This window comes from Rhizobium herbae (genome assembly GCF_019511375.1).
Classification (GTDB): Bacteria; Pseudomonadota; Alphaproteobacteria; order Rhizobiales; family Rhizobiaceae; genus Pararhizobium; species Pararhizobium herbae_A.
In genome coordinates this window covers 40,804-54,878 of sequence record NZ_JAEUAO010000003.1, presented here as the reverse complement: position 1 = coordinate 54,878, position 14,075 = coordinate 40,804, and the positions used below count along the sequence as shown (strand labels likewise).

The following is a 14,075-nucleotide window of genomic DNA, read 5'->3' as shown; positions in this document are numbered from 1 at the left end:
TGATGACCAGCCTGGACCGAAAGCTTATTCGCGAACTTTGGCGGCTGAGAGCCCAGGTGCTGGCCATCGCGCTCGTGATCGCTTCGGGCACGGCGTTGCTCATCATGGCACTGACGACAATCGAGGCGCTCGAAGAGACGACCGCCGCCTACTACGAACGCACCCGTTTTGCCGATATGTTCGCCGAGGCCAAGCGCGCGCCCGAATATCTCGGACGCGATATCGCGGAAATTCCCGGCGTGAGGATTGCCGAAACGCGTATCGTCGAAGGCGCCATTCTCGACATGCCCGGTTTTTCCGAGCCCGTCGTTGCCCGGTTGATGTCGTTGCCCGAACGGGGCCCTGAGCTTCTGAACGCATTGGTGATCCGGTCGGGGCGCTTGGCCGACCCAACGCGGCCCGACGAGGTGGTAGTTAGCGAACCCTTCGCCGAGGCCCACCGGTTGAAACCCGGCGACAGTTTCGATGCCATATTAAGGGGACGCAAGCGCAACCTGCAGGTCGTGGGCACCGCCCTTAGCCCCGAATACGTATATGCCATCGCCCCCGGAGGCCTTATGCCCGACGACGAGCGCTTCGGAGTGCTGTGGATGGGCCGGGATGCACTGGCGGCGGCCTTCGATCTCAAGGCCTCCTTCAACAGTGTGACACTCAGCCTCCTGCCCGATGCGAACGAAAGGGATGTCATCCGTAGGCTCGATGGTCTGCTTTCCCCTTTCGGCGGCATAGGCGCCTATCTCCGTGCCGACCAAACGTCGAACTGGTTTCTGGAAAGCGAGATCGCGCAACAGAAAAACATGTCACGGATCATGCCGGCCATCTTCCTTGCGGTCGCCGCCTTCCTGACCAACATGGTGATGGCTCGACTGATCCAGACCGAGCGCCGCGAGATCGGGCTCCTGAAGGCTTTCGGCTACGGCAACTGGGCGATCGGCTGGCACTTCGCCAAAATGGTTCTTGTCATCGGCACGATCGGCGTGCTCATGGGCTCGGTTATCGGCGCCTGGCTCGGTCATTGGAACACTGAGCTCTACACGAAATTTTATCGCTTCCCGTTCCTGCTCTATCGTCCCGGTCCGGCGGGCTTCGTGATTGCCGGGGCGATCAGTCTGGGAGCCGCACTGGCCGGCAGCCTGGCGGCGGTGCGGAGTGCCGTCCGGCTTCCGCCCGCGGAGGCCATGCAGCCCCCTTCCCCGCCGATCTACCGGCGCAGCTTCGCGGCGCGCACGGTACTGGCCGGCGCTCTGGACGAACCGTCGCGGATGATCTTGCGGCGCATCATCCGATGGCCGGTGCGGGCGTTTCTCGCCAGTCTCGGCCTGGCCATGTCGGTCGCCGTTCTCATCATGGCGCTCCAATGGGTCGACGCCATCGATTCCCTTGCCGAATCCGTCTTTGAGCGCGCGCAGCATCAGGACGCGACTGTCGCGTTCAGCGACCTTCAACCGATCGGCGCGATCAGGGAATTCGAGCATATGCCGGGCGTCCTGGCGGCGGAACCTTATCGCTTTGTCTCGGCGCGCATCAATAACGGACATCTCATCGAGCGGCAGGGCATTGTTGGCGTGCCGACCGGAGCCATCCTGAGCCCCGTCTTTGACGTCGAGCGCGGACGTTTGGAGGTGCCGCCCGGCGGACTGATGCTTTCTGTCAAACTGGCCGAATTGCTTGAGGTCAAGGCGGGCGACACCGTCGTCGTCGAACTCCTGGAAGGGCGCCAGCCGCGGGTCAGCCTGCCGGTGCTACAGATCTTCGAAACCTATATCGGCAAGCCCGCCTATATGGACATGGCCGCGCTCAACAGGATCGCCGGCGACGGACGCGTCATAAGCGGCATCCACATCCGCGTCGATGCATCAAGCCGCACTGCCCTGCTCACAACGCTCAAGGATACGCCCCATATTGCCGCCGTCCTGTTCCGCCACGCCGCCATCGATACCTTCTACAAGACCATGGGTGAAACGATCTTGATTTTCGTCGGCTTCTTCGTCGCCTTTTCGATGACGCTCTCCGTTGGCGTCACCTATAATTCAATCCGCATAGCGCTCTCCGAACGGGCGCGCGAACTCGCGACCTTGCGCGTCCTCGGTTTCAGCCGATGGGAAATCTCCTACATTTTGCTTGGAGAAGTCGGCCTCCTCACATGGGTTGCCATTCCGCTCGGCGCAGTCATCGGCTTTAGCCTTGCGTGGTACATGACGAGCGCCTTTGAGACGGAATTGTACCGGGTGCCGCTGGTGCTGCGGGATGCGACCTACGGCAAGGCCGCGCTGATTGCTCTTGCGGCGACGCTGGCCTGCGCCGCGATCGTGCGCCGGCGGCTGGACAAGCTAGATCTGATCGCTGTGCTGAAGACAAGGGAGTAACCGGTGAGGGTCGCGAAACGCAGGTTGGTTATATGGGGCGGTCTGCTGGCCGTGCTGGTGGCCGGCATCGCTTACGCCTTGCGGCCGCAGCCCGTTCAGGTGGACCTCACCGCCGCCGGAACCGGCCTTCTGCGCGTCACGATCGATGAGGAAGGCGAAACGCGGGTCCGCGACGTCTACACGCTTCATGCACCCTTGCGAGGCCAAATGCAGCGCATCACCGTCGAGGCGGGGGATGTCGTCGAGGCTGGGAAGACCCAACTGGCACAGATCGAGCCTGCACCACCGGCCTTTCTGGACGTCAGGACCGAAGCGGAGCAGCAAGCGGCGGTGGAGGCGGCGCGTGCCGCGCAGAATCTTGCCGCCGCCGAACTCAACAAGGCGAAGGCTGACCTGACCTTCGCCCACGGGGAACTCGCACGCAACCGTCTGCTGTTGCAGCGCAGAGCGATCCCCCAGCGCACACTGGAAGATGCCGAGCGGGCCCACAGTGTCGCGGAAGCCAATCTTGCCACCGCCGAGGCCGCCCTGAACGTCAGGCAGCACGAACTCGCGCAGGCACAGTCGCGACTGCTGTCGCGCCAGGAAATTCGGAGCCGTAGGGGCCCATGCGAATGCGTGCCGGTGACCGCTCCGGTGAACGGCGTCGTTCTAAGGGTCTTGCGCCGCAGCGAAGGCGTCGTCGAGGGCGGCGCCCCTTTGCTCGAAATCGGTGATCCCGCCGACCTGGAGATTGTCGTCAGTCTGCTTTCGGAGGACGCGGTCAAGATTAGGCCAGGGCAGCGGGCCATCATTACCGGCTGGGGCGGCAAGGAGTTGAAGGCGACCGTCAGACGCATAGAGCCCTTCGGTCAAACCAAGGTTTCCGCACTTGGAATCGAAGAGCAGCGCGTCGACGTCGTCCTGGATTTTGCCGATCCGCCGGAACAGTGGCGACCACTTGGACACGGTTATCGCGTCGATGTGCAGGTCATCCTTTTCGAAGGAGAAGTCCTGCAACTGCCGCTCGGCGCCTTGTTCCGGCAAGGCGACCAATGGGCCGTATTCGTCGCGCAAGAGGCGCGGGCGCGGTTGCGCCCCGTTGTCGTCGGCCACCGAAACAACCTTGCAGTGGAGATTCGAGAGGGGCTTCAGCCGGGTGAAAAGACAATCCTTTATCCCAGCGACCGCATCAAGGACGGCGTAGCGATCGTTGAGCGTTAACGGGATAACCATGGCCTGGCATCCCCCGGCATTTGACTTCAAAGATCGTCTCGACACCGCTTGGGCGCACGACCGGCAGCTGATTTGTGCCGACTGGCTTGTCGCCCCGATTGCCGGATCAAAGCCGGCGAACAATTATGCACTATGATTTGCCCTTCCGCTCACCGAAAGGCTGATGCGGGGGGCGTTGGGGCGCCGAGGGCTTGCCACCTTGCCCTTTGACTTCCCCGGGCGAGCGCGAAGCGGTAAGCCGCTCTGACTCTTCGGTATATCGCTTCTCGCCACTGGTCGGCGCATGTAAGTGGCGTTGGCTGCGGGCGACACGCCCACCTTTGAACAGCATTAACGCAGGCCGCATGTGCGATACCGACGAGGTCGGTTCTTGATATTGGCGCCATATGCCATACCTCTAAAATTATAGCCATGGATCAAACCGTTCCAACCGTTCCGGTTTGGCCCGAACGTTAGCCAGCGTCACTCGTCGGGAGGACGATATGAAGCACCATGAACTTGACCAACTGCTGACCCTTGCCAAGATTGGCCAGGATTTCCCTCAACTCCTGTCGCGCGATAAGCGTCTCCAACGTTGGGTGGACCTTCTTGAAGTTGATCCACACCGGGTCCTCACAACGTTGCATGAGACAGAATATCAGCCGGCCAGGGCACGAGCAGCACTGCGTTGCGACAATTCGGCCCTTTCGGTCGCCTTCGCCGATCCTCTGCTTCGGGCGGCCGGGTTGGAGAACGACACTTACGGGGAAGCGAAGCGGTTTTTCCAACTCTCCGACGGCCAGTTGCACGATATCGTCTGCTTCTGTCATTTCGGCACGACGGTAAGCGCAGCACGGACGGCGCGCTTTATCAGGGCAAAACATATTGATCGGACGGCAGGAATCTGGGCACGCCTGTGCGCATTTTTCGCGTGATCCGCCTTCGCTGAGGCGCCGGAGGACGGCCGCGGGCCAGTCGCCCTGGCACGGGTGGCCCTTGTCCGGCGCTTCGAGCGCGCTCAACTGCATTACTCTCGACCAAGGGCGCTTTTTGGCGAGCCGCTTGACTGCGAGGTAGTAGAAGCGGCTGGTACCGAACCGGCTTATGAGCGTACTGCAGCAGGAATTCACGGACAACGCGTTCAGCGGGCGGGGAAATCCACATCAATGCCCAACCCCTCTTGAGGTGGTCCAGAACGTCAACAGCCTGCCTCCTGGCTGCTCCCGGCGGTCCATTTGGGTTGTCGTGAAAGCAGGAGAGCGTTCCACGAACCTGTCCAAGCACAGTAGAAATCGACCCTGAGGCGCTCCCGCACAGTCCAGTCAAGGCACCGGACAGGGTTTGGCGGTCCAGATTTCGGCCGCATATTCGGCGATCGTGCGGTCGCTTGAGAACCTTCCCGAATTCGCGACGTTGAGCAGCGCTTTCCGGGTCCATGCTTGACGATCGCCATAAAGAGACTGCATTCGCCGATCCGCTTCCAGATACGAGGTAAGGTCAGCCAAGTGCCTGAAGACGTCGCCGCTGGTCAAAAGGACATTGCGGAGCATATCGACAATATCGGGATCATAACGGCAAAAATGCCCGGACAGGATCAGATCCAGCACAGCACGGGTTTCGGGTTCGTTGTCGTAGTGCCAGCGCGGACTGTACCAGCCGCGGCTCCCCGCGACCTCGCCCGCCGTCAGCCCGAACAGGAAGAAGTTCTCCTCGCCTGCCGCCTCGGCCATTTCAATCGTCGCTCCGTCGCGGGTGCCGATCGTCAGCGCACCGTTCATCATGAACTTCATGTTGCTGGTGCCACTCGCTTCGTATCCTGCCGTCGAAATCTGGTTGGAGACGTCGCTGGCGGGGATGAGACGCTCCGCCAGCGATACGCTGTAGTCCGGCAGGAAGACGACCTTGAGATGCCGGCGCACCATCGGGTCGGCGTCGATCGTGGCGGCGAGATTGTTGAGGAATTTGATTATCAGCTTCGCCACGTGGTAGGCGGGCGCCGCCTTGCCCGAGAAGAAGAAAGTGCGCGGGACGATATCGAGGCCAGGATTTTCACGGATGCGGTTGTAGAGCGCGACGATCCTCAGCGCGTTCAGCAATTGCCGTTTATATTCATGGAAGCGTTTGACCTGGCTGTCGAAGACGGTCTCGGGATCGACATCGATCCCCGCACTTGACTTGAGCCATTGGGCAAAGCGCTGCTTCGCCATTCGTTTGGCTTCACCAACCGCATCGACAAATCCGCTGTCGTCGACGAGCGGCTTCATCCTTTCGAGCTCGGAGAGATTGGTGATCCATCCATCGCCGATGCCGTCGCTTATGCAGCGGGCAAGGTCCGGATTGGAAAGGAGCAGCCAACGCCGGGGCGTCACGCCGTTCGTCTTGTTGTTGAATCGTCCGGGGAATATCTCCGCAAGGTCCTTCACAGTCGTTTCGCGCAGCAGCCGCGAATGGATCTCGGCGACCCCATTGGTGCTGTGCGAGCCGACAATGGCGAGATTGGCCATGCGAACTAGCCAGTCGCCGCCCCGCTCGATCAGGCTCGCCCGCTCGACGCGGTCCTGATCCTCGGGAAAACGGGCCAGAACCTCGCCCCTGAGCCGTCGATCGATCTCCAGAATGATCTCGCAGTGGCGCGGTAGCATCAATTCGAACCACCGCAGCGGCCATTTCTCCAGGGCCTCCGGCAGAAGGGTGTGGTTGGTGTACGCGAGGCAACGCCTTGTGAGATCCCACGCGTCGTCCCAACCCAAATGCGCGTCGTCGAGCAGGATACGCATCAGTTCCGCAACTGCGAGGCTGGGATGCGTGTCGTTGAGCTGGATCGCCACTTTGTCGGGCAGAAAACGCCAATCGGAGTTATTCGAGCGAAACCGCCGGACGAGGTCGGTGAGCGAACATGCAACCAGGAAATATTCCTGGACGAACCGCAGCCCCTGTCCCATGCTCGTCGTATCGTCGGGGTAAAGGACCCGGGTGACGGTCTCGGCCGTCAGCCTCTGTGCCAGCGCGCTGACGAACTCACCGGCGCTGAAGGCCTGGAAGTCGAAGCTTTCCGGAGTTGCCGCGGCCCAAAGCCGCAGCGTGTTTATGGTCCGGCCGCCATAACCGATAATCGGCCGGTCGTATGGTATGCCAAGCAGGCGGGACGGCATCCCGGCAGCCACGCGCAAATTCCCGCCGCGAACTTCGAAGGAGCAGCCGAGTTTGATTTCGACCGCCTCCTGCGGCCGGGCGACCTCCCAGGGATCCGGCCGGCGCAACCAATTATCGGGCTCCTCGCGTTGCCATCCGTCAACGATCGTCTGCTTGAATATCCCGTACTCGTAGCGCAGCCCGTAGCCCATTGCCGGCAATTGCATCGTCGCCATCGAGTCCAGGAAGCAGGCCGCGAGCCGGCCAAGCCCCCCATTTCCCAAACCTGCGTCGGGCTCTTCGACGAGGATGGCCAATTCGTCTATATGCTCCTCATCGAAAAGCCGCTTGGCTAGTGGGCCGAGACCGAGATTGGCGATGTTGTTGCTGAGAGATCGCCCGATCAGGAACTCCATGGACAGATAGTAAATCCGCTTGGGATTCTCTCTGCCATAGGTCTGTTCGGTGTGTTGCCAGCGCTGCGAAAGCACATCTCTGACCGATCGAGCGATCGCCTCGTATCGCTCGCGGTTTCCCGCGTCTTCCGGGGCGATGACGTTGTCGAAGAGCAGATGACGCTCGTAAAGCCCGTCGTGGCTTCCCCTGAACTGGATCGGACCGCAGCGATAGTGTGTGGGTAGGTCATGAGGTCCAGGAGACATGGAAGTTTGCGGCGGGACTGCTGCCTTTTCGCTGCTCATGGTGGTGCCCCTTCTGGCGGTGCTATAGCGGGACCTTCGGCCCCCAGCGGTCTCAACCGATTGGAATTGCTTTCGGTATTCGAAGGGTGGTGCCGTGTTTAAGCCGCCCCGGCACACAGCCTTCCGATGAACCTCAGTGGCTTGCTTGACGCTGTTGACTGGCGTTGACAACCTGCTTCATCACGTCTCCGACCAGCATCGCGCCAATTTCGTCCCAGAACCCGAGCGTACTACAAAATGGCTCCGTAACAATGCCTGGATGACGGTGTAGTCATCGCCGCATGGGTCGCGCAGCTGAACGCCGGCGTTTGGGACCGAGGCAGCCCCCAGCCTGCTAGTTTCCGGTTGACTTTCTCGAAGAGGGTTTGGCCAAGCCATCGACGGCCGACTCCCATCCGAATACGCTGCGACCGCCGAACAGCGCGGAGTTGTGGAACTCCCCGGCAATGATTTCCTTGAGGTCGGGGCCCGTCACATATCGTTCCAGTTGCCGGGATTGATCGTCCAGCCGCTTCAGCGCCTGTAACTCCTCGTCGCGTCCAAGCCGGCCCTTCCGCACCGCCGATTTCATGACATTGATCGTTTCGTCATAGACCTTCAACGGCACGGGAAACGGGTGGCGGTCCTTGCCGCCATGCGCCAGCGAGAACCGCGCAGGATCGGAAAAACGGTATGGCGCGCCATGCACGACCTCGGCCACCATCGCCAGTGCCTTGACCGTCCTTGCCCCCACGCCCGGCGTCAGCAGCAGGCTCTCGAAATCCACCGGTCCCCGGTCGGCTGCCGCTGCCAGGTTGCCGTACAGGCGGCGCATATTCACATCGCCCTGGCGGACATCGTGATGGGCCGGCATGACGAGATGCGGCAGCATCGGCTGCGCCTGGGTCACCGACATGCCCTTCGGCCCGAACTCGGCCTCCAGCGCGCAAACCTCCCGGACGATCCTGTCCGGCCCCAGGGACGCGAGCAGGTCCAATTGCCCCTGGCGCGACTGGACGGCGCGACGGTCGGCAAGATTGACGATCTGTCCCTGATCGCGGCCCTCGATCGCAGCGTGGGGAGAGTCGACGAAGCTCGTCAGCCCTTCGGACAGCCAGTGATAGCGCCGAGCCTGCCGCCGACCATCGTTCATTCCCTGCTGGACCACCACCCATTTGCCGTCGTTGGTGACGATGAAACCATGCAGGTAAAGGTCGAAGCCGTCCTGGACGGCGGCGCTATCGACCTTTGCGACGAGCCGGCTGGTGGTCGCCAGCGCCAGTCCGTCGATGCCGACACGGTCGCCGATGGACGCCAGTTCATCCGGAGTTTTGCGCGATTGCGCCCCACGTCCACCGCAGACATGGATGCCAAGCTCGCCGGACAGCGGCGTCAGGCCACGCTTCAACGCGCCAATCACGCTGGTGGTAATGCCTGAAGAGTGCCAGTCCATCCCCATGACGGCGCCAAACGACTGGAACCAGAACGGGCTTGCCAGCCGGCGCAAAAACTCGTCGCGTCCGTAATGCTGGACAATAGCCTCGGTGATCACTGCACCAAGACGTGTCATCCGGTCGCCGAGCCATTTCGGCACGCGTCCGCCATGCAATGGAAGATCAGCGCTGCCCGCCCGCTGTGTCAAGGAATCGTCTCCGATTGGCTTGCCGAAAGGTTTAACCGAAAGATCTATACCAGTTCGCTGGCAACATCATATGGACTTCAAGGCGACGTTTTACAGCTTCTTGCTTAAAAATGGCGAGCCCTTGAGGCCGAAACGCCAGGGAACATCGGCCGCCTTCGTGATGCCGATACGCGGTCCAGTGGAGACCGTCTGCGGCTCCACGGGAATGGTGAGATGAAGGGGGTCTTCAGCCAACGAGCAACCGTTGAGATCACCGGTCACGGCGAGCGCCTGGCAGACACGTCCGGGGCCGGAACAGAGCAGAACCGTATTGTCCATGCCCCGCCTCAACCGCATCAGGTCCAATCCTACCGTGGGCTCCAACGCTCGGATCAGGACGGCGCTGCCCGACCGGCAAACGAAATTCAGGCACCAGTGGATGCCATACGACCGGTAGACATAGAGGCTTGCCGGCGGACCGAACATCGCCCGATTTTGAGGGGTTGGCCCCTTGTAGCTGTGGGACGCGGGGTCTTCATCCGAATAGGCTTCGGTTTCGACAATCAGACCACCGACGCCCGCGATGCCGAATGCCGCTCCGATCAAGTCGACCGCGACAGTGTGCGCCGGGCGATCGAAAAACGCATTCATCCAGTTTCGGTCACGTAGCATCGATGGCAATCCAAGTTGATGGTTGCGCGCTCATCGGACGCAATTGACCCCTTCCACAGTAGAAACAGGGAAAAGGTAGAATACCGGAGTCTCCTGTCGAACATCAACAACCCGGCAACCGTCGCTCTCGCCGACGAACTCGCGCGCCAGCGGCTACCGCTTCGGCGACTGGTCTGGCCTATCTGAGCGGCAAGCGCTCCCTGTAGCCCAACTACTCGATTACGAGTGCCGTGGCTGCGACGAAAAATGTGGAGCCAAGCAAGATTACCGCGCCGATGGCGATGCTCTGCACCATGAGCAGGCGCCTCGTACGTTTCCCATCCCAGTCGTAGGTCATCATCGCGTCTCAATGAAGAGGGTTACCTGCCGGCGGGGCAGTGGGGCATCAGTTAGCGGGAGTAGACAACACAAAATTGAAGCGGTCAAGCGGAGTGCCGCTAAGGTAGTTCTCCTGGGGCGGTGGCGCTACGCGAGCAACAGTGTCCTGACCGTGCCCGTGGTGATCGATTTCGCAAGACTTACGCATCTGAAGCAAGACATCCTCGGCCACCAATCGGTCAGCAAGCGGCCGCGCGGCCAGGTTTGCCACTGGACGGCTGCTGGCCTTGCTCCTGGGCCAACGGTTACGGCGCTGGTGAGCGCTCGTGGGACTTGCGCAACTTGATGACCTTGAAAAGCCCGCAGGGAGCCGATGATAACCAATCGATCAGCTCGACGCGTGGTTGTCTGTCGATCCACGCCAAGAGACGCTGAGATCGAAAGGTCGCGCTCCACCCGATCGCCTCGACAAAAGGGGCCATGATCCGCTCGGCAAGACCGACGACCCCGGCCCCGTCACCGATCTTGCCGGCAATTACGATCGTTCCTTCTGGCTTCACGACGCGAAGGCATTCGTCGAGCGCGGCCTCCGGATCAGGCAGAAGGGTCAGAACGAAGGGCAAGATCACGACATCGAAGCTATTCGGTGGGAATTCCAGGCACTGGGCGTTGCCGACGCGCAAGTCGACCTGATCAAGGCCTTGAGCGGCAATCTTTTCTCTGGCTCTCGCCATCATCTCATCCGAAATGTCTATGCCCGTGACGTGGCATTTTCTGGAGTATTTGGGGAGCAATAGCCCTGTTCCGACCCCGACCTCCAGTACGCGCCCGCTTTCCGCCGAGGCCAGTTCAATGATCTTGCCATGGGCATCCGCCAGGATGCCGGCATAGAGGCGGTCATAGACCGGAGCCCAAATCCGGTAAGCGCGTCGCTGACGCTCGATCAGGTTGTCTTGGCTGCGGGAACGAGCTGCGCAGGTCACGGGTAGCATCCTCTGAGCGATCCCTGAAGAGCGGTAGCCAGTGCGGGTCTCGTCCGTCGGACACACCGCACAGCGCCCTCGGGGCTGCGTCGATCAGCGTTCAATGAACTTGTTGAAGCGGCTGGTCTCACCGTCTTTCGTTCTATCCTGGTAGAGGAAGGCCAGCTTGTTTTCGTCGAAGATCTTGAAGAACTCCTCCCAGCTGATTTCGTCGAGGTCTTCTTCCTTTTCGCCAAAGTCGATGCGAAGGACACCGCCCTTTCCTCCCGTGCGGATCACGGAGGGTCGACCGCCTCGCGCTTCGACCCACGCCCGGATTGTCTTGTGGTTCGTTGTTTCGGAACTGCTCATCGGTTACTCCATAGAGATGATGGCTCCCACGCGGTCGCGCGAGGCAGCCCGTTACATGAGAAGATTCCTCTTCTTCCAGTCGCAATAAGGTGCAAGGAGCTGGCCGGGAAAGCGTCGTTCGATCTCGACTTCGATCAATGCTATTCGTGCAACAATCTCGGCTTGGTCAGCGCTTTCGGTGCCCTCGCTCACCGCCTCCAGCGTGCTCATCGCGGTAAAAACCTCGTCATCCGTCATTGCTTCAAGTCGGGAAGCGAGATCTGAAACCGGATCATTCAGCAGGTCATCTGCGGCCATCGGCGTTCCCAGTCTGCGAAACCTACCAACTTTCGAATGACGGTTTAGGTTCCACGTCCGGGTCCGGGCTCGCGGTTTTCGCAACGCAAGGCATCGTCGTTCCGGAACCGGCATCAGCGCCGATCATGCATCGGCAGCCCACACTGTCCGGTTTGAGACAGTTCTGACGCGATTAAAATATTTAATTGTTATGGAGCGTTCACCGAGAAAATATGCGTGGCCCGATCTCTTGGCAGTCTGATCGGGTCTGTGAGGAAAATCTGTTGGCCTCTTCCCCAATCCCCGGGGAAGAGGCCTTTTTTAAGAGCCCTCGAGATCACACGCCGAGACGGATCCTTATCCGTCTGGAGTCCCTTGAAGGACGGATGGCGAAGTTTGCCGAGCTGCGTCAGCGGTGGCGCCGTTTCCTTGCATGACATTGGCCTGTCAGTCTCCCGGCCGGAGAGCGGATTTTCAGAGATTACCGCAGCCACCATGGGCGTGATCGAACCGCATTCCGTGGAACTCGACGCCTTGAAAGTCGTTACCGGCCCAAGAGGAGACCCGATGACCACACCACTTGAAACGCCGCTTCCGGCCGGCCGTACGATAAAAAAGGCACCGACTGGACGGTGGCGCCGGGCCGCTGTTTTCAAGGAGCTGGGTCCCGGCTTGATCACGGGAGCGGCTGACGATGATCCAAGCGGCATCGCGACCTATTCGCAGGCAGGTGCGCAGTTTGGCTTCAACATGCTCTGGACAATGGTGCTGACCTATCCGCTCATGTCAGCGGTCCAGATGGTCAGCGCCAGAATCGGGCGCGTCACGGGCCACGGATTGGCGAGCAACATTGGCGCCATCTGGCCGAAGCCGATGGTTCTTGCGCTCGTCTTTCTGCTGTTCGGAGCCAATACGATCAACATTGGGGCCGATCTGGCCGCCATGGGGGCGTCGGTCGAACTGGCGCTTGGGCTTCCCAGCGCACCGGCAACTGTCCTTCTCGCGCTGTTGTCACTGGCCCTTCAATTGTTCATTCCCTACGAACGCTATGCCCGTTATCTGAAATGGCTGACCATGGTTCTGCTTTCCTATATCGCGGTGCTGTTCGTCGTTCGCATCGACTGGTTGGCCGCACTCAAAGGCTTTATCCTACCGTCTTTCCCATGGAATGCCGACAGTCTGACCGTGATCGTCGCCGTTTTCGGCACCACGATCAGTCCGTATCTGTTCTTTTGGCAATCGAGCCAGGAGGTCGAGGAAATCGAGGAGAAAGACGGTGCAAAGCCCCTCAAAGTGGCGCCGCAGCAGGCCCCTCGGGAACTGCGCCGCGTCCGACTCGATACCTTTACCGGCATGGCCTTCTCGAACGTTGTCGCGGTCGCAATCATGATGAGTGCGGCAGCGACGCTTCACGCGAGCGGCAAATCCGAAATAGGAACGGCAGCCGATGTGGCAGAGGCACTTAAGCCGATAGCCGGAGAACTGGCCTTCGCGCTCTTCAGTATCGGCATCATCGGAACCGGCCTGCTTGCGATACCCGTGCTTGCAGGATCTGTCGCGTACGCGTTTGGCGAAAGCCAAGGATGGAAATGCGGACTGGAGCACAAGCCATGGGAAGCGACGGGTTTTTACACGGTCATTACCGCCGCGACGCTGATGGGACTTGCAATAGAATTCACGGCAATCGATCCGATCAAGGCCCTGTTCTGGAGCGCCGTCGTCAACGGCTTTGTCGCCGTTCCGGTGATGGCCGCGATGATGATCGTCGTTGGACGGCATGACAGAATGAAGGAATTCACCGCCTCAACGCCGCTTTTGTTCTTTGGCTGGGGCGCGACCGCGATCATGGCGGCAGCCGTGATCGCGATGTTGCTGATATGACGTCCGTCATTTCGAGGCTTCAAACATTTCCTGCGCGGGCGCCGACAATCCCTTGCGCGTCTGGGAATTCCGAATGAACGCTTTCCGACCGATCGCGGGAGGAATGTTTGGTTCGCCTCTTGCTGCATGCACCGTCGAAGCTGCGAAGCAGCGACACGAGCTGCGGCTCGTCGACGAGAAGCGCCGCTTCACTGGGGCACAGCCATTTTCGCAGACGCTGTCCCCTTTCCTTCCACCGGGAGAGGATGGTTTGCGCCTTCAGCGGGTAAACCGTTACGCGTACCGGCAGGAAGCAGCTGAGGCCGCGCTTCCAGTAGAAGTAGTTGCCAACCGGACCAGGTTTTATCTTTCCCTTTACCCCGGCTTCCTGTTTTGCTTCGATTGCCGCCGCTTTATGCGGGCTCTTGCCTTTGATCAGCCAACCTTTTGGAAGCGTGAAACGGCGGGTTTCGCGCGTCGTGATCAAAAGGATCTGCACGGAACCGTTCTTGCGAACACGGTATGGCAAGGCGCTGACCTGTTGGAGAACCTTGCCATTCTCGGCTTCCAGTTTGCGGCGTAGATGCTTGTTCATCGCAGCCCTCCGTCCGTTGCTTGAACT

At 60.5% G+C, this 14,075-nt stretch carries 11 protein-coding genes; 5 read left to right on the top strand and 6 right to left on the bottom strand.

Going from position 1 to position 14,075, the window contains the following annotated elements:
• Positions 1–2: 2 nt before the first annotated feature.
• The 3 genes from JNB71_RS13400 (at position 3) to JNB71_RS13390 (ending at position 4,495) form a co-directional block, all read left to right on the top strand.
• On the top strand, positions 3–2,366 hold the full coding sequence (locus JNB71_RS13400; RefSeq protein ID WP_220372316.1) for an ABC transporter permease: 2,364 nt from the start codon (positions 3–5) through the stop codon (positions 2,364–2,366).
• Between the two features lie 3 nt (positions 2,367–2,369).
• Positions 2,370–3,569 (top strand): efflux RND transporter periplasmic adaptor subunit, encoded by a 1,200-nt coding sequence (locus JNB71_RS13395; RefSeq protein WP_220372315.1) that lies wholly within the window; start codon positions 2,370–2,372, stop codon positions 3,567–3,569.
• Between the two features lie 494 nt (positions 3,570–4,063).
• Entirely contained in the window at positions 4,064–4,495 is a 432-nt protein-coding gene (locus JNB71_RS13390; protein ID WP_220372314.1) for a hypothetical protein, read from the top strand.
• Positions 4,496–4,882: 387 nt separating this feature from the next.
• Here JNB71_RS13390 and JNB71_RS13385 read toward each other — a convergent pair whose 3' ends face one another.
• From JNB71_RS13385 to JNB71_RS13360, 6 genes are all read right to left on the bottom strand, one after another.
• Positions 4,883–7,354, bottom strand: a complete 2,472-nt coding sequence (locus JNB71_RS13385; protein WP_220372313.1) for a glycogen/starch/alpha-glucan phosphorylase — start codon at positions 7,352–7,354, stop codon at positions 4,883–4,885.
• Between the two features lie 373 nt (positions 7,355–7,727).
• Entirely contained in the window at positions 7,728–9,014 is a 1,287-nt protein-coding gene (locus JNB71_RS13380) for a DUF763 domain-containing protein (RefSeq protein WP_220372312.1), read from the bottom strand.
• Positions 9,015–9,104: 90 nt separating this feature from the next.
• Entirely contained in the window at positions 9,105–9,665 is a 561-nt protein-coding gene (locus tag JNB71_RS13375; protein ID WP_223215848.1) for a DNA-3-methyladenine glycosylase, read from the bottom strand.
• A 623-nt stretch (positions 9,666–10,288) separates the two neighbouring features.
• On the bottom strand, positions 10,289–10,975 hold the full coding sequence (locus tag JNB71_RS13370; RefSeq protein WP_220372311.1) for a class I SAM-dependent methyltransferase: 687 nt from the start codon (positions 10,973–10,975) through the stop codon (positions 10,289–10,291).
• An 84-nt stretch (positions 10,976–11,059) separates the two neighbouring features.
• Positions 11,060–11,317, bottom strand: a complete 258-nt coding sequence (locus JNB71_RS13365) for a hypothetical protein (protein WP_220372310.1) — start codon at positions 11,315–11,317, stop codon at positions 11,060–11,062.
• Between the two features lie 51 nt (positions 11,318–11,368).
• Positions 11,369–11,614, bottom strand: coding sequence for a hypothetical protein (locus JNB71_RS13360; RefSeq protein ID WP_220372309.1), 246 nt, complete (start codon positions 11,612–11,614; stop codon positions 11,369–11,371).
• A gap of 546 nt (positions 11,615–12,160) precedes the next feature.
• Between JNB71_RS13360 and JNB71_RS13355 the strand changes: the two genes are divergently transcribed.
• Entirely contained in the window at positions 12,161–13,474 is a 1,314-nt protein-coding gene (locus JNB71_RS13355; protein ID WP_223215847.1) for an Nramp family divalent metal transporter, read from the top strand.
• A gap of 73 nt (positions 13,475–13,547) precedes the next feature.
• A complete protein-coding gene (locus JNB71_RS13350; protein WP_220372308.1) occupies positions 13,548–14,036 on the top strand; it encodes a hypothetical protein in 489 nt (162 codons plus the stop codon).
• The last annotated feature ends 39 nt before the right edge of the window (positions 14,037–14,075 follow it).